The organism is Halomonas terrestris (assembly GCF_049166755.1).
Lineage (GTDB): Bacteria > Pseudomonadota > Gammaproteobacteria > Pseudomonadales > Halomonadaceae > Halomonas.
The window spans coordinates 89,649-105,235 of record NZ_JBMHFZ010000006.1 but is presented as its reverse complement, the minus strand read 5'-3'; the positions used below and the strand labels follow the sequence as shown (position 1 = coordinate 105,235).

Sequence of the window (15,587 nt, the reverse complement as noted above, 5' to 3'; positions counted from 1 at the left end):
TGTCGGGCCTTCTGCTTGTTGGTGAACCGAAACGAGCGACGTCCGGTGCGGTACCGGACGCCCCGGGCAGTGTAGGGAAGGAACATCAGAAAATGATGCTGTTTATTGTCATTATTATTTATATATCATGCGTATTATCCATTAAATGCATGATAAAAACCCGAATTAATACAGATTAAAAGACAGATCAACTGGACACCTCTGTTTCCCGTCGCGCCGGGCTGGCCAGGATGCGCCGCAGCACCTGCCAGGCGACCAGCCCGGCCAGCAGGTTCCCCACCGCCGCGCCCGCGGCGAGCCCGGCCAGGCCCCCCAGCCAGGCCCCGATGCCGAGGCACGGCAGGTAGAAGAGGAACAGGCGCGCCCCGGACATCAGCATGGCACGCAGTGGCCAGCCCAGGGCATTGCCCGCCGAGACGACGATCATGCAGACGCCGAGCGCGGCATAGCTCGGCAGCAGGAAGCGGATCAGCAGCGCCAGGTCGCCACGCACCTCCGGATTGCCGGAGAGCGCCAGCGCCACCCAGGGTGACAGCAAGGCCATGACCAGCCCGAGCCCCAGCTGCCAGACCACCACGACCCGCAGGGCGAGGCGCATCAGCCGATGCACCTGGTCCCAGTCGCCGGCACCGTAGCAGCGCCCCAGCCAGGGGGGCAGCGACATGGTCATGGCCAGGACCACCATCAACGACAGTGTCTCCAGGCGGCTCGCCAGGCCCCAGGCCGCCACCGCGGCCTCGCCGAGGGTGGCCACCACCGAGATCGCCAGCATGGCGGCCAGCGGCGGCATCAGCTGGCTGATCATGGCCGGCCCGGCGATACCGGCGAAGGGCCTCGCCGACGCCCGTGCCTCCCGGCCCAGCCCCTGCCAGCTCAACCAGTCGGTCTTCCCGAGCCGGCGCCCCAGCACCAGCAGTCCGCAGGAGAAGGCGACGACGGTGGCCCAGGCCGCACCGGGCAGTCCCAGCCCGGCCCAGGGGCCAAGGCCGAAGATCAGCAAAGGATCCAGCAGCAGGTTGATCAGGCTGGTGGCCACCATCATCTTGCCCGGCAACCGGGTATCGCCATGGGCCCGGAACAGGCTGTAGCCGAAGTAGAGGGCCGCGCCCAGCCAGGCCGCGAGGAGCTGGGGAGCCCAGTAGTCACGGATCAGCGCCAGCGTCGCGGCATCGGCGCCCAGGCGGCCGAAGACCGGCACCTGGAGCGCCCAGAGCAGCAGCGCCAGCAGGGCGATGGTGGCGGTGCCCGCCAGCAGCACCAGGCTGGCGAGCCGTCGGGCACGCTCCTGCTCCCCCGCTCCCAGGGCACGGGAGATCAGCGCCGCGATGGCGATGCCCAGCCCCACCTGGATGCCGATGATCAGGAAGGAGAGTGGAAAGGTGAAGGTCTGGGCGGCCAGCGGTGTGGTGCCCAGGCGGGCAATGAAGGCACTGTCCACCAGCTGGAAGCCGAGCAGCGCCAGCACGCCGATGGCCATGGGCCAGGTCTGGCGCCACAGGGTATGCCCGAGCGAGGGGCGGTCGGAATCGGAAACGGACACGGGGACTCCACAACGCGATGCGACCGGGCATTCTACGTCAAAGCGGCTCGGGGCTCAGCCCGAGAATCCCTGATGGCCGGGAACGAGACCCGCCAGCAACCGCTCGATAGCCTCGGCCGGCATCGGCCGATAGAAGAAATACCCCTGGATGAGATCGCAGCGCATCTCGCGCAGCAGGGTCAGCTGCTCGACATTCTCGACCCCTTCGGCGACGACTTCGAGACCCAACCGATGGCCGATGAAGATCGCCGCCTCCATGATCGCCCGATCCTCGGGCTGGTGCGGGGCGTCATGCACGAAACTGCGGTCTATCTTCAGCGCCGTGACCGGAAAGTGCTTGAGATAGCTCAGTGATGAGTAGCCGGTGCCGAAGTCGTCGATGGCGATACGCATGCCCCGGTGGTAGAGCCTTCGGAGCCCATCGAGCACCGACTCGTCCGCCTCGATCAGCACGTTCTCGGTGAGCTCGATGCCGATATCGCGATACCCGAGGCCATGCCGCAGGAGGCAGGCCTCGAACCGCTGCAGGGCATCGGGGCGAAGCAACTGACGACCGGAAACGTTGATATCGATGCGCTGCTCGCCGAACCCCTTTCCCCGCCACTCCACCTGCTGGCGGCAGGCCTCCTGGATCACCCAGTCGCCGAGACGATGGATCAACCCCGAACGCTCGGCCAGCGGAATGAATTCGGCTGGCGCCACCGGGGGCCCCTCCGCCGGCTGCCAGCGCAGCAGTGCCTCGAGGTTCTCGACCCTCCCGCTCACCGCGGAGACCTGCGGCTGGTAATGCAGGCAGAGTTCCCCGTTTTCCAGGGCCTGCTCCAGTTGCGTGATCAGGTGGTGCTGTCGCACCAGCTCATCATGCAGGTGCTGCTCGAAGAACTGCAGCCCGCCGCGACCCTCCAGCTTGGCGCGATTCTTCGCGACATCGGCATTGCGGATCAGCTCACGAGCGCTGGTACCGTTCTCGGGAAAGAGCGCCACCCCGAGACCGGCGGTCACCTGGCGGTCCCGGCCATCGAGGAGGAAGGGATCGCGCAGGGCCAGCTGGACATTGCCCACCAGACGCCGCACATCGCCCTCTCGATGCAGGCCGGGAAAGGCAAGGACGAACTCGTCGCTCGACACCCGCGCGAGCAGATCCGTCACCCGCTGGCAACCGCGCAGGCGGCGCGCCAGCTCGACCAGCAATCGATCGCCCTGCTCGTAGCCAAGCGCATCGTTGATGTCCACGAAGTGATCGATGTCCAGGTAGACCAGTGCCAGGACGGTGTCCTGCCGCTGGCAGGAAGCGAGCAGGGCGTCGAGCTCGATCTCCAGTGTCCGGCGGTTGGGCAGATGGGTCAGGCTATCGAAGCGGGTGGCAAAGTCCAGGTCACGCCGTGCCTGCTTCTGGTCGGACAGGTCCACATCGACGCAGAACATCAGCGGTGAGTCGGTATGCTCCCCGAGCATGACATGGTGGGAAAACACCGAGACCAGTTCACCGCTCTTGTGTTTCAGTTCGAGCTCTTCGGCGGGAATCTCGACCCCCTGGTGAACCCAGTCGCGGTGGGCCCGGATGACCCCCTCACGCATGAACTCGGGGATGATCAGGTCCTCGAGCAGGCATCCCTGGGCTTCCTCGGCGGTATATCCATAGAGGCGTGTGCTGGCCTCGTTCCAGTAGATCACGCGACGTTCCCGATCATACCCCTGCACCGCCACCTTGGGCAGGCTCTCCAGCAAGGCTCGGAATCGCTGCTCGCTCTCCAGGTACTGGCGCCGGACCAGCGCCACTTCTTGCATGCCGGTGTCCTCGGTACGGCCACCGCTAGCGTCGGGTTCTGGGGCGTCGCAACGATCCTTGTGCCTCTCCTGTGGCAGGCATCCTGGCCCTTGCCGGAGACGGGAATCGCGACCGGTCATGAAGTTCCTCATCGATGCATGACGATGCTCGACATTACCCCGGGTTGGTAACGGCCATCATGCTTTCATCCTCATCCTACATGCGTTCGTCGGTAATGGCCTAACGATGCGTTATCACGGATCCCATCCTGGCGACCCAGGCCGGACTCGCCGTGGACAGATCAGAGGGATAGGTAGTTTTTCGTACATATTTTTGACATTCAGTTTCAAACCTTTTCATTTTTCTACTGTCGCCGTCGTTCTCTCGCCGGGGACATCCGGGCAATTCCGCCCAAGCAACAGGAGAAAGACCATGAAACTCGAAATCCTCAAGCACGGCTTCGATGTCACCACCATGCCCCTGGACCCGCTCGCCGACTACTGGTCGCCGGAGGTCCCCACCACCCTGCGGCAACAGCACTGGAGCCTCACCGATATTCGCAGCCGGATCGACCTCGAGGCCTGGCAAGGCTTCGTCGCCGACCTGCCACGGGATCCCTACGTCAACCGGCGCTGGAAGCGCATGTCCTGGCTGACCCTGGATTCACACGGCGATGTCGAAGTGATGGGAGACTGCCCGATGGCACAGGGCGGGTCCTTCAACGATGCCGAGAGCATGGCGGACCGCCTGCGCTATTACGATCCGCTGACGCCCGACTTCCTCGCGCGCTCCGACGTCAAGGCCTTCGTCCGCGCCTGGGCACGGCTCTGGGGCATCGGCCCCCGGGAACCGATCCTGATGCAGATCACCGGGGTGCGTGGCGACGGCCGGGTCGACCCCCTGCAGGGTCAGGGCATCCATGCGGATGGCTGCAAGGCGCTGAGCATCCTGGTCCTGAACCGGGAGAATGTCACCGGTGCCGAGAACCATCTCTATGCCGACAAGGCCGGGACTCGTCCCCTGGCGGATGCCACCCTGGCCCCCGGCGACATCCTGCACCTGTGCGATGACCGTCTCTACCACAGCGTGGATGGCATCGCCCAGCAGGACGCCACCCTCCCGTTCGAGCGGTTCATCATCATCATCAACAGCCGCTTCGTGGACGACTTCCAGAACCGCATCCTGCGGCGGCACTTCCCCGAGGCGGTGCTCAACGAAACCCACTGAGCTCCGGGCACCGGGACAGGGAGCCCCGGCGTCACGGTTCATGACGACGACACCCCCGGGTGAAAACCCGGGGGTGTCGTCGCCAAGCCCGGCCGTTGCAAGATCCAGGCAGGGTGCCGTGGTAACTGCCGGCTTACTGGCGCACGCCCTCGAAGGTCACATAGAGCTCGAGCTCGTGCATGACCTCGGGGAAGTCGCTCATGTCGATGCCGAAGTCGGCCAGGGTCAGCATGGTGGCCCCCTCGAAGCCGGCACGGTAGCCGCCCCAGGGATCCTCACCCTCGCCCACCAGGGTCACCGGCATCTCGATCTCGCGGGTCTCGCCGTGCAGGGTGAGGTCACCGGTCAGTACGCCGGTGTCGTCACCGTCCGGCGAAAAGCCGGTGGAAACGAAGGTGGCGGTGGGATACTCGCCGGCATCGAGGAAGTCATCGCTGAGGAAGTGGCGGTCACGCTCGGCGTGATTGCTGTTGAGGCTGTTCACGTCGACCTCCATCTCGACGCTGGATGCCTCGAGGTTCTCGGGGTCGTAGTGGAACTGGCCGGAGAACTCCTCGAAGCTGCCGAGGATGTAGGAGTAGCCGAGATGGTTGATCTTGAACTGGATGAAGGCGTGCTGGCCTTCGGTATCGATCACGTAGTCATCGGCCTGGGCCTGGGAGAACGGTACCAGGGCGGCGGCGGTCAGGGCAGCGGCGAGCGCGGTCTTCTTCGGCATGGGTGATGTCTCCTTGGCAAGTGGGCCACCCGCGGGTGGCTCGTGGAAGCGGCGCACCCGACTCAGGGACGCCGGGAGTGCGCCGGATTGAGGATTCGAACGAGGATGTCGTGGCGGTCGATCAGGTGGTGCTTGAGTGCGGCCAGGGCATGCCCCGCGGCCAGCAGGATCAAGGCCAGGGCGCTGTACCAGTGGATCTCGCCGGCGATGCTCTCCTGGTTGGGGAGCTGGCTGACCAGCGCCGGCACCTCGAACCAGTCGAAGACGCTGATGCCGCGGCCGCGAGCCGTCGATATCAGGTAGCCGCTGGCCATCACCACCAGCATCAGCACATAGAGGGCGACATGGCCCAGGTGGGCCGCCAGGCGCTCCAGACGACGCCCCCTGGCCACCGGGGTCGGATTGGCGAAACGCCACGCCAGCCGCAGCAGGGTGGCGAAGAGCAGCAGCATGCCGATGGAGCGATGCCACCAGGGCGCCAGGTTGTACCAGGGATCGAAGTAGCCGAGTCCGGTCATCCACCAGCCGAGTCCGAAGAGCCCGATCACCGCCACGGCGCCAAGCCAGTGGAAGATGATGCTGACGATGCCCCAGCCCGAACGGGTATTGCGCCACATGTCGACGGCTCCTCGGTATCCTTGCTGACGTTGGCGAAGAGCTTATCGCAGCGCATCATCAGCAACCGCTGAAAAAAGCCGAACAGATCGTTCGTAAAAACCGCATGTCGCCCGTCACATGGCAGGCGACGAGCGGCATGGCGGCGCTCGGCGAAACCGGAACGTCAATGGCGTTCCGTCAGCACCTCGAGCAGCAAGCGCGCCGTGGAGGCGCTGGAAGCGGGATTCTGTCCGGTGACCAGCAGGCCGTCGCGCACCTGGAAGGGCGCAAAGTCATCGGAACTGCGCTCGTAGCGTGCTCCCCGTGCCTTGAGGGCATCCTCGAGCAGGTGCGGCACCACGCCGGCCAGGCCGACGGCCTCCTCCTCGCTGTTGGCGAAGCCGGTGACACGCCGGCCCTTGACCAGCGGCTCGCCCTCGGGGGTGCGCGCCGCGAGCAGGACGGTCGGCGCATGGCAGACCGCGCCCACCGGGCGCTCGGCGGCCAGGAAGCCCTCGATGAGCCGCGTCACATCGCCATCCTCGGTGAGGTCCCAGAGCGGGCCATGGCCACCCGGGAAGAAGAGCGCGTCGAAGTCGCCCAGCTCGACCTCGGCGAGCTTTCGCGTGCTGGCCAGCTGCGCCTTGGCCGCGTCATCCGCCTCGAAGCGGCGGGTCTCCTCGGTGAGCGCCTCCTCGGCCCGGGAGTTGGGATCCACCGGGGGCTGGCCGCCCTTCGGCGAGGCCAGGGTGATCTCGGCGCCGGCATCCTTGAACACGTAGTAGGGGGCGGCGAACTCCTCGAGCCAGAAGCCGGTGGCATGGCCGGTATCGCCCATGCGGTCGTGGGACGTCAGTACCATCAGGATCTTCATCGCTGCCCTCCTTGGGCGGTAGTGAATGCATGCCCTGCTGAGATGGCGATGTCCGGCGAGAGTTCAAGCCCGGACACGGCAACGCCCGCCCCACCGAAGGCGGGACGGGCGTCACTGGCGAGCTGCAGGGCGCTTCACGCCAGGGCGTCGAGGCCCCGGGCGAGGTCAGTACGGATATCATCCAGCGACTCCAGCCCCACGGCGACCCGGATCAGCCCCTCGGTGATGCCGGAGGAGGCCTTCTGCTCGTCGCTCAGGCGTCCGTGGGTGGTGGTGGCGGGATGGGTGATGGTGGTCTTGACGTCGCCCAGGTTGCCGGTGATGGAGAGCATCCGGGTGGCGTCGATCACCGACCAGGCCGCCGCACGCCCCCCTTTCACCTCGAAGCCCAGTACCGCGCCGAAGCCCTGCTGCTGGCGGGCGGCGAGTTCATGATGGGGGTGGCTGGCCAGGCCGCTGTAGTGGACTCGTTCCACCGCCGGGTGGGCTTCCAGCCACTCGGCCAGGATCCGGGCATTGTCGCAGTGGGCGCGCATGCGCAGGTTCAGGGTCTCGAGCCCCTTGGTGAAGATCCAGGCATTGAAGGGGCTCAGGCAGGGCCCGCAGGTGCGCACCACCCCGAACAGCTCCTCGAGCTCCCTGTCGCGTCCCACCACGGCGCCACCGATCGCCCTGCCCTGCCCGTCCAGGTACTTGGTCGCGGAGTGGATCACCAGGTCGGCACCCAGCGAGATCGGTTTCTGCAATGCCGGGGTCAGGAAGCAGTTGTCGATGGCCAGCAGCGCGTCATGGCGATGGGCGATCTCGGCCAGCGCCGCGATGTCGACCACCTCGGAGAGCGGGTTGGAGGGCGTCTCGGCGAACAGCAGCCTGGTTGCCGGCGTCATCGCCGCCTCCCAGGCGGCGAGATCGGACAGCTCGACGTAGCGGGTGGTGATGCCGAACTTGCCCAGGTACTTGTCGAACAGGCTGACGGTGGAGCCGAACAGCGACCGCGAGGCGACGATCTCGTCGCCGGCCGACAGCAGCGCCAGGGCCGTGGAGAGGATCGCCGCCATGCCGGAGCTGGTGGCCACGCAGCGCTCACCCCCTTCCATGGCGGCCAGGCGCTGTTCGAAGGTCCGTACCGTGGGGTTGGTGAAGCGCGAGTAGATATTGCCCGGCTCCTCGCCGCCGAACTTGGCCGCGGCCTCCGCCGCACTGCCGTAGACGAAGCTGGAGGTGGGGAAGATCGGCTCGCCATGCTCCTGCTCGTGGGTACGCCGGTGGCCGGCGCGGATCGCCAGGGTCTCCAGCGCCCAGGTGACTTCACTAGACTCTTGCTGATCCATGACGGCCCCCTCAGTCGTCGATGTCGTCGTCCTGATTGTGCATCCCCACCAGGGCGTGGTCGCCGACACTCTGCTCCTGCTTGGCGGCATCGCTGCGCGACGCCTCCAGGTTCGCCAGGTAGCGGTCGTCGATATCGCCGGTGACGTACTTGCCGTCGAACACCGAGCAGTCGAACGCCTCGAGGTTGGGATTGACCTCGCGGCAGGCGGCCTTCAGGTCGTCGAGATCCTGGTAGAAGATGCGGTCGGCGCCGATCAGCTCGCCCACCTCGGCCTCGCTGCGACCATGGGCGATCAGCTCGTTGGCCGCCGGCATGTCGATGCCGTAGACGTTGGGGTAGCGCACCGGCGGCGCGGCGGAGGCGAAGTAGACCTTGTTGGCACCGGCCTCGCGGGCCATCTGGATGATCTGCTTGCAGGTGGTGCCGCGCACGATGGAGTCGTCCACCAGCAGCACGTTCTTGCCCTTGAACTCGACGTCGATGGCGTTGAGCTTCTGGCGCACCGACTTCTTGCGCTGGGTCTGGCCCGGCATGATGAAGGTCCGCCCGATGTAGCGGTTCTTCATGAAGCCCTCGCGGTAGGTCACCCCCAGGTGCTGGGCAAGTTCCAGTGCCGAGGTGCGCGAGGTGTCGGGAATCGGGATCACCACGTCGATGTCATGCTCCGGCCACTCGTTCTGGATGCGGTCGCCCAGCTTGCGGCCCATCTGCATGCGGGTGCCGTAGACATAGGCGCCGTCGAGGATGGAGTCGGGCCGCGCCAGGTAGACGTGCTCGAAGATGCACGAGGCGAGCCGCGGCCGGTCGGCGCACTGCTGGGTATGGATGGTGCCCGTCATGTCGACGAAGATCGCCTCGCCCGGGTCCAGGTCGCGATGCAGCTCGAAGCCCCCCACGTCCAGCGCCACCGATTCGGAAGCGATCATCACCTCCTGGCCCGCCCCCTCGTCACGGGTGCCGAACACCACCGGGCGGATGCCGTGGGGGTCGCGGAAGGCGACCATGCCGACACCGTTGATGATCGCCACGGCGGCATAGCCACCGCGGCAGCGACGGTGCACCCGGCGCACCGCGTCGAAGATGTCGCCGGGCTCCAGGTGCAGCCCCTGCTTGCCCAGTTCGTGGGCGAAGACGTTGAGCAGCACCTCGGAGTCGGAACTGGTGTTGATGTGGCGCAGGTCGGAGGAGAACAGCTCCTGCTTGAGCTGGTCGGAATTGGTCAGGTTGCCGTTGTGGGCCAGCGAGATCCCGTAGGGGGAGTTGACGTAGAACGGCTGCGACTCCGCCTCGCTGGCGGAACCGGCGGTGGGGTAGCGCACATGGCCGATGCCCAGGAAGCCCTTGAGGCGTGCCATGTGACGGGTGTGGAAGACGTCCCGCACCAGGCCGTTGCTCTTGCGCAGCAGGAAGCGGCCCTCATGCCAGGTCATCATGCCGGCGGCATCCTGTCCGCGATGCTGGAGCACCGTCAGGGCGTCATAGATGCCCTGGTTCACCGCCTGCTTGGCCATCAGGCCCACGATACCGCACATTCCACCTTACCTCGCTTGCCTTGGTTCAGGGTGGCCACGCCAGGCGCCACCCCGGGATTCACTCGTCAGGGGTCGTCGTCGCCTCGTCGGACAACGCGTCATGTCGCTCGCTGCCGGGCAGCGAGAGTTCGCTCAGCGACTCCGGCGTCTCGGGAAGGCGTCCCTCCCACGCCTCGAGCTGGCTCACCGCCCAGTCGCGCAGCTGCTCGAAGGTCGGACGCAGCTCGGCCTCCTGCCACGCCTCGAGCTGGGCCAGTGGCGTGAGGGTGATCAGGATGGTGCCCAGCACCAGGATCGCCGCGCCCTTGGCGGTCCCGAAGGCCGCCCCCATCACCCGGTTGAACAGCCCCATGCCCACCCACTCGATGGCGGCATGCATCATGCGGATGACGATACCGCAGAGCAGCACCACGGCGAAGATCACCAGCACGAAGGCCAGCACCAGGCGGGCATCGGGGTTGTCGATCAACCCGGCCAGCAGCTCCGCCACCGGCTCGGCCAGCAGCCGGGCTGCCAGCAGCGCGATGATCCAGGCCGCCAGACCCAGCGCCTCGCGCACCAGGCCGCGCATGAAGCCGGCCAGGGTGGTCACGGCCAGCACGGCGAGGAAGATCCAGTCGACCCAGGTCAGCGCCATGTTCAATCTCTCACCCGGACCAGCAGCCCCTGCAGGTTGGCTCGCTCCTTGAGCTCGCCCATGGCGTGTTCGCCGTCGGCGGAGGAGTCATAGGGCCCCACGTAGACGGTGGTCAGGTCATTGTCCCGTGGACGGCTGAAGACGGCGAAGCCCTGCTCCGCGAGCTGCGCCTCGAGGCGCTCGGCATTGGCCGGATCGCCGAAGCTGCCCACCTGCACCGCCCACTCGCCGCCGGAGGCCGCCGGCGTCGGTGCGGAGGCTTCGCCCTCGGAACGACCGGCATCCTCGGCGAGGCGCTGGTCGGCGGCCCGGGCCAGCTCGGCGATGGGGTCGGGGGTCTCCTCCCGCCCCGGCGCGGGATCGGGGTCGGCCGCCGTCACCGCCTCGGCGGCCTCCACCATGACCTCCTCGGGGGTTGACTCGGCCTGCGCTTCCTGGGGCGCGGCCTCGGGGCGTTCGTCGCCAGCGGACACCTCGCCGCCCTCCGCCGCGGGGGATGCCGGCGCGGAAGGCGACTGGATCTCCCCGAGGCTCGCCGGAGGCTGCGGATCCGGCACATCCCGACGCTCGACGTCGACCGGCTGCTCGATGGTCAGCACCGGCTGGGGGCGCTCGCTGCGCGGGGCGGGTTCGTCGAACAGCATGGGGATGAAGATCACCGCCAGGGCGATCAGGATCACGGCCCCACTGAGGCGTTCTCGCATTCCGTACTTCATGGTGCTCCCTCGCTGACGGTCTCGTCCGCTTCAGTCTGAGCCGACGACTGCCACCACGCCAGTACCTCGCCCACGGTGAAGAAGGAGCCGCACACCAGGACCCGGTCCCCGGGGGCGAGACGGGCATCCAGCCAGGCGGCTCCCTCGGCGGGTGATGCCGCGCGGTGCCATACCTCCCGGCCAAGGGCCACCAGGAGGCCGGCCAGGTCGTCGGCGGTACGCCCCCGCGGGCCGGCGAGGCCGACCGTCACCCAGGCGTCCACCACCGGGGCCAGCGCCGCCGTCACGCCCTCGGCGTCCTTGTCGCCGAGCATGCCGAGCAGGGCGATGGTACGGCCGTCGCAGGGCCGCGCCGAGAGCCGCTCGGCCAGGTAGGCCGCCGCGTGGGGATTGTGGCCCACGTCGAGGCACCACTGCCCCAGCCACTGCATGCGCCCGGGGAGATGCACCTCGACCAGGGCCCGCCGGCAGGCAGTCTCATCCAGTTCGACGTCGGCGAGCGCCAGGGCCTGCAGGGCCGTGGCGGCGTTATCCAGGGGCAGGCCGGGGTCGGGCAGGCCGCCAAGGACAAGGGCGCTCCCGGGTTCAGACTCCGACCGCCGGGAGGCCTCGCCTGTGGGGTCAGGCCCCGGACGAGACACATCGCCGGCACAGCCATTGGGGTCAGACCCCAGCCGAGTCGCAAAACCCGGCGTCGTGCACCCAGGGGACGGCGTCGATACCGCCGGGGTCTGACCCCAATGCGGCTGCCAAAGGTGGCAGGTCCAGCCATCCTTTCCTCGAGTACGGCAAAAGGCTTCACCCAAGGCAAGCACCGGCGCACCCAGCTCGCTCGCCACCTGGCGAACGCTGGCGGGCAGGTCGCGGCTGCCCAGGACCGCGGGGCGGCCAGGCCGCAGGATGCCGGCCTTCTCGCGGCCGATCTGCTCGAGGTCGGTGCCCAGGAAAGCGGCATGGTCCTGGGCCACGGTGGTGACCACCGCGACATCCGGGTCGACGACATTGACGGCGTCGAGCCGCCCACCGAGCCCCACCTCGAGGATCGCCAGGTCGGGGGCACGACGGGCGATGGCCCACAGCGCTCCCAGGGTGCCGACCTCGAAGTAGGTCAGGCTCATCGGCTCGCCGGCCAGCCGGGCGGCCTCGACCGCCTCGAAGCCGGCGATCAGGGTGCCATCATCGGCTTCCGCGCCGTCCAGGCGCAGGCGCTCGTTGTAGCGAAGCAGGTGGGGCGAGGTGTAGGTGGCCGTGGCCAGGCCATGGGCCCGGGCCAGCGCCTCGAGCACGGCCACGGTGGATCCCTTGCCGTTGGTGCCGGCCACGGTGATCACCCGGGTGGCCGGGGGGCGCGCCAGCAGCCCCATGCGGCGGGCGACCTCGGCCACGCGATCCAGGCCGAGGTCGATGCCCACCGGGTGGGCGGCTTCCAGCCGGGCCAGCCAGGCGTCGAGGGAAGTGGGCAGGGCCGCGTCAGTCATGGCGATGGAGGTCAGCGTGGACCATCGGCGCGTTCGTCATGCGCCGCGTCCTCGACCCGGGCAGTCGTGGCATCCTCGTGCTCGGGCGAGACATCCTCGTCGACGACCGACGCCTGTTCGGCGACATCCACCAGGTCGAGCTCGCGATCCGCCTCGTCGGCCAGGCCGATGGCCGGCTGGTGGGTCAGCTTGCGCAGTACGCCGCCCAGGCGGTCACGCATCTCGCTGCGGTGGACGATCATGTCGACGGTGCCGTGCTCGAGCAGGAATTCGCTGCGCTGGAAGCCCTCGGGGAGCTTCTCGCGCACGGTCTGCTCGATGACCCGCGGACCGGCGAAGCCGATCAGGGCGTTGGGCTCGGCCACGTTGAGGTCGCCGAGCATCGCCAGCGATGCCGAGACGCCGCCGAACACCGGGTCGGTGAGTACCGAGATGTAGGGCACGCCGGCCTGCTTGAGCTTCTCCAGTGCGGCCGAGGTCTTGGCCATCTGCATCAGGGAGAACAGCGCCTCCTGCATGCGCGCCCCGCCGGAGGCGGAGAAGCAGATCAGCGGGATGCCCTCGTCATGGGCCAGGGTCGCCGCACGGACGAACTTCTCGCCCACCACGCTCCCCATGGAACCGCCCATGAAGGTGAACTCGAAGGAGACCACCACCACCGGAAGGCCGTCCAGGGTGCCGCGCATGGCGATCAGGGCATCCTTCTCGCCGGTCTCCTTCTGGGCCGCGGCCAGGCGATCCTTGTACTTCTTGGAGTCGCGGAACTTGAGGCGATCGACGGGTTCCACCTCGGTGGCCAGCTCCTCGCGGCCCTCCCTGTCGAGGAACCAGTCGAGCCGCTTGCGGGCGGTCAGCCGCAGGTGATGGTCGCACTTGGGGCAGACGTTGTGGTGCTTGTCGAGTTCGGGAAGGTAGAGCACCGCCTCGCACTTGGGGCACTTGCGCCACAGGCCGTCGGGCACGCTGGCCCGGCGGTCCTTGCGCTGGATACGCCCCATGGAGGGCACGATCTTGTCTAGCCAGCTCATGTCAGAAAGGGTTCCGTCATGTCGTCGGCGTCCGGGACGGCCGGACGCGTGAATCGAAGCGTGTGGCGAAGGCCAGGCTCAGCCCGCGCTCATGGCATCCAGGGCCTGGCGCATCTCGCCGAGCACGGCCTTGAGCTCGCCGGCGATGACCTCGGGGCGCTCGGCGTTGTCGGCGATGCGGCTGACCAGGGCCGAGCCGACGATCACGCCGTCGGCCACCTTGCCCACCTCCGCCGCCGAGGCACCGTCGCGGATACCGAAGCCGACGCACAGCGGCAGATCGGTCATCTCGCGCAGCGGCGCCAGGTGCGCGGCCACGTCCTCGGCATCGAGAATCGCCGACCCGGTCACGCCCTTCAGCGACACATAGTAGAGGTAGCCTTCGCCGTGGGCGCATATTGTAGCGGCCCGGGCACCGGAAGTGGTAGGGGCGACGAGGAAGATCGAGGCCAGTCCGCGGGCCTTGAGGATCGGGCCGAACTCATCGGCCTCTTCCGGCGGCATGTCCACGGTCAGCACCCCGTCGATACCGGCCGACGCGGCCTGCTCGGCGAAGGCCTCGAGACCGATGCGTTCCATGGGGTTGAGATAGCCCATCAGTACCACCGGGGTGGTGGTGTCGGCCTGGCGGAACTCGCGCACCATCTCGAACAGGTGGCCGAGTCGCACTCCGTGCTTCAGGGCCCGCTCGCAGGCCTTCTGGATCACCGGGCCGTCGGCCATGGGGTCGGAGAAGGGAACGCCGAGCTCGATGACGTCGGCCCCCGCCTCCACCAGGGCGTGCATGAAGCCCACGGTGTGCTGGGGCGCCGGGTCGCCGGCGGTGATGAAGGGAATCAGCGCGCGACGCCCCTGCTCCTTGAGCGCGGCGAAGCGTTGGTCGATACGGTTCATAGTCAGGTTCGCCATTCAGAGTTCGATGCCGTCGATCTTGGCCACGGTCAGGATGTCCTTGTCACCACGCCCGGAGAGGTTGACCACGATCTGCTGGTCGGGGCGCATGGTCGGCGCCAGCACCTTGGCATGGGCCAGGGCATGGGCGGATTCCAGTGCCGGCATGATGCCCTCCACCCGGGTCAGCTCGCGGAACGCCTCGAGCACGGCATCGTCGTTGGCGGCCACGTAATTGACGCGGCCCACGTCCTTCCACAGGGCGTGCTCGGGCCCCACCCCGGGATAGTCCAGGCCCGCCGAGATCGAGTGGGTGTCGGAGACCTGGCCGCCCTCGTCGGACATCAGGTAGGTGCGGTTGCCGTGCAGCACGCCGCGCGGCGCTCCGGAGGCCAGTGGTGCGGCATGGCGGCCGGTCTCGACGCCGTCGCCGCCGGCCTCGACACCGTACATCATCACCTCGTCGTCCTCGACGAAGGGATAGAAGAGCCCCATGGCGTTGGAGCCGCCTCCGACGCAGGCGATCAGCGCGTCGGGCAGCTTGCCGAACTCCTCGAAGGACTGGCGGCGCGCCTCGCGGCCGACCACGGCATTGAAGTCTCGCACCAGCATCGGATAGGGGTGCGGGCCTGCCACGGTACCGATGATGTAGAAGGTGTCGTCGACGTTGGTGACCCAGTCGCGCAGCGCCTCGTTCATGGCATCCTTGAGGGTGCGGGTACCGGAGGTCACCGGAATGACGTTGGCGCCGAGCAGGCGCATGCGATAGACGTTGAGCTTCTGCCGCTCCACGTCCTCGGCCCCCATGTAGACGTCACACTTGAGCCCCAGGCGCGCCGCCACGGTGGCCGTGGCGACGCCATGCTGACCGGCCCCGGTCTCGGCGATGACCCGCGGCTTGCCGCTCTTCTTGGCGAGCAGCGCCTGGCCGATGGTGTTGTTCACCTTGTGGGCGCCGGTGTGGTTCAGGTCCTCGCGCTTGAGCCAGACCTGGGCGCCGCCGAGCTGCTTCGACCACCGCTCGGCATGGTAGAGCGGAGAGGGACGGCCGACATAGTGGGCCAGGTCATAGTCGAATTCCGCCTGGAACGCCGGATCGTCGCGCAGACTCAGGTAGGTCTTCGCCAGATCGTCCAGGGCGAAGCTCAGGGTCTCCGAGACGAACCGGCCGCCGTAGGGACCGAAGTGGCCACGGGCATCCGGCAGTCGGGTCAGGTCACTGAACTTGCTCACGAAAGACACCTCACA

Annotated in this window: 14 protein-coding genes; 1 reads left to right on the top strand and 13 read right to left on the bottom strand. The window is 67.6% G+C overall.

Translation table 11 applies throughout. The features are described 5' to 3' along the window. Positions 1-187: 187 nt before the first annotated feature. Both ACOMD9_RS08075 and ACOMD9_RS08070 read right to left on the bottom strand, forming a co-directional pair. Complete coding sequence (locus tag ACOMD9_RS08075; RefSeq protein WP_421413743.1) at positions 188-1,477, bottom strand: MATE family efflux transporter; 1,290 nt, start codon at positions 1,475-1,477, stop codon at positions 188-190. 117 nt (positions 1,478-1,594) lie between these two features. Continuing rightward, a complete protein-coding gene (locus ACOMD9_RS08070) occupies positions 1,595-3,328 on the bottom strand; it encodes a putative bifunctional diguanylate cyclase/phosphodiesterase (RefSeq protein WP_421413538.1) in 1,734 nt (577 codons plus the stop codon). A 412-nt stretch (positions 3,329-3,740) separates the two neighbouring features. On the opposite strand from ACOMD9_RS08070, the gene ACOMD9_RS08065 reads away from it, so the two are divergent. Beyond that, complete coding sequence (locus ACOMD9_RS08065; RefSeq protein ID WP_421413535.1) at positions 3,741-4,535, top strand: 2OG-Fe dioxygenase family protein; 795 nt, start codon at positions 3,741-3,743, stop codon at positions 4,533-4,535. Positions 4,536-4,668: 133 nt separating this feature from the next. Here ACOMD9_RS08065 and ACOMD9_RS08060 read toward each other — a convergent pair whose 3' ends face one another. From ACOMD9_RS08060 to trpB, 11 genes are all read right to left on the bottom strand, one after another. Then, positions 4,669-5,253 carry a YceI family protein gene (locus ACOMD9_RS08060; protein WP_421413533.1) on the bottom strand — a complete coding sequence of 195 codons (585 nt, stop codon included), beginning with the start codon at positions 5,251-5,253 and terminating at the stop codon, positions 4,669-4,671. Positions 5,254-5,315: 62 nt separating this feature from the next. Then, complete coding sequence (locus ACOMD9_RS08055) at positions 5,316-5,870, bottom strand: cytochrome b (RefSeq protein ID WP_421413530.1); 555 nt, start codon at positions 5,868-5,870, stop codon at positions 5,316-5,318. Between the two features lie 164 nt (positions 5,871-6,034). Next, entirely contained in the window at positions 6,035-6,724 is a 690-nt protein-coding gene (locus ACOMD9_RS08050; protein ID WP_421413527.1) for a type 1 glutamine amidotransferase domain-containing protein, read from the bottom strand. 134 nt (positions 6,725-6,858) lie between these two features. Beyond that, positions 6,859-8,055, bottom strand: coding sequence for an O-succinylhomoserine sulfhydrylase (locus ACOMD9_RS08045; protein WP_421413524.1), 1,197 nt, complete (start codon positions 8,053-8,055; stop codon positions 6,859-6,861). A gap of 10 nt (positions 8,056-8,065) precedes the next feature. After that, positions 8,066-9,589, bottom strand: coding sequence for an amidophosphoribosyltransferase (purF, locus tag ACOMD9_RS08040; protein ID WP_421413521.1), 1,524 nt, complete (start codon positions 9,587-9,589; stop codon positions 8,066-8,068). 58 nt (positions 9,590-9,647) lie between these two features. After that, positions 9,648-10,226 (bottom strand): CvpA family protein, encoded by a 579-nt coding sequence (locus ACOMD9_RS08035; RefSeq protein ID WP_421413519.1) that lies wholly within the window; start codon positions 10,224-10,226, stop codon positions 9,648-9,650. A gap of 2 nt (positions 10,227-10,228) precedes the next feature. Then, positions 10,229-10,942, bottom strand: coding sequence for an SPOR domain-containing protein (locus ACOMD9_RS08030; protein ID WP_421413516.1), 714 nt, complete (start codon positions 10,940-10,942; stop codon positions 10,229-10,231). Further along, positions 10,939-12,420: a bifunctional folylpolyglutamate synthase/dihydrofolate synthase gene (locus ACOMD9_RS08025; protein WP_421413514.1), complete on the bottom strand. Its 1,482-nt coding sequence runs from the start codon at positions 12,418-12,420 to the stop codon at positions 10,939-10,941. Before ACOMD9_RS08025 ends, ACOMD9_RS08030 begins: the two co-directional genes overlap by 4 nt. 11 nt (positions 12,421-12,431) lie before the next feature. Next, entirely contained in the window at positions 12,432-13,448 is a 1,017-nt protein-coding gene (gene accD / locus ACOMD9_RS08020) for an acetyl-CoA carboxylase, carboxyltransferase subunit beta (protein WP_421413512.1), read from the bottom strand. A gap of 78 nt (positions 13,449-13,526) precedes the next feature. Beyond that, positions 13,527-14,342, bottom strand: coding sequence for a tryptophan synthase subunit alpha (gene trpA / locus ACOMD9_RS08015; RefSeq protein ID WP_421413741.1), 816 nt, complete (start codon positions 14,340-14,342; stop codon positions 13,527-13,529). 15 nt (positions 14,343-14,357) lie between these two features. Further along, a complete protein-coding gene (gene trpB, locus ACOMD9_RS08010) occupies positions 14,358-15,572 on the bottom strand; it encodes a tryptophan synthase subunit beta (RefSeq protein ID WP_421413509.1) in 1,215 nt (404 codons plus the stop codon). Between the last annotated feature and the right edge of the window lie 15 nt (positions 15,573-15,587).

Excerpts from the sequence above, each read along its gene's own strand:
- ACOMD9_RS08070 (WP_421413538.1), bottom strand. The coding sequence starts at position 3,328 with ATGCAAGAAGTGGCGCTGGTCCGGCGCCAGTACCTGGAGAGCGAGCAG.
- ACOMD9_RS08030 (WP_421413516.1), bottom strand. The coding sequence starts at position 10,942 with ATGAAGTACGGAATGCGAGAACGCCTCAGTGGGGCCGTGATCCTGATC.
- ACOMD9_RS08025 (WP_421413514.1), bottom strand. The coding sequence starts at position 12,420 with ATGACTGACGCGGCCCTGCCCACTTCCCTCGACGCCTGGCTGGCCCGG.
- ACOMD9_RS08075 (WP_421413743.1), bottom strand. The coding sequence starts at position 1,477 with ATGGCCATCGGCGTGCTGGCGCTGCTCGGCTTCCAGCTGGTGGACAGT.
- accD (WP_421413512.1), bottom strand. The coding sequence starts at position 13,448 with ATGAGCTGGCTAGACAAGATCGTGCCCTCCATGGGGCGTATCCAGCGC.
- ACOMD9_RS08060 (WP_421413533.1), bottom strand. The coding sequence starts at position 5,253 with ATGCCGAAGAAGACCGCGCTCGCCGCTGCCCTGACCGCCGCCGCCCTG.
- ACOMD9_RS08050 (WP_421413527.1), bottom strand. The coding sequence starts at position 6,724 with ATGAAGATCCTGATGGTACTGACGTCCCACGACCGCATGGGCGATACC.
- trpA (WP_421413741.1), bottom strand. The coding sequence starts at position 14,342 with ATGAACCGTATCGACCAACGCTTCGCCGCGCTCAAGGAGCAGGGGCGT.
- ACOMD9_RS08055 (WP_421413530.1), bottom strand. The coding sequence starts at position 5,870 with ATGTGGCGCAATACCCGTTCGGGCTGGGGCATCGTCAGCATCATCTTC.
- purF (WP_421413521.1), bottom strand. The coding sequence starts at position 9,589 with ATGTGCGGTATCGTGGGCCTGATGGCCAAGCAGGCGGTGAACCAGGGC.
- ACOMD9_RS08035 (WP_421413519.1), bottom strand. The coding sequence starts at position 10,226 with ATGGCGCTGACCTGGGTCGACTGGATCTTCCTCGCCGTGCTGGCCGTG.
- ACOMD9_RS08065 (WP_421413535.1), top strand. The coding sequence starts at position 3,741 with ATGAAACTCGAAATCCTCAAGCACGGCTTCGATGTCACCACCATGCCC.
- ACOMD9_RS08045 (WP_421413524.1), bottom strand. The coding sequence starts at position 8,055 with ATGGATCAGCAAGAGTCTAGTGAAGTCACCTGGGCGCTGGAGACCCTG.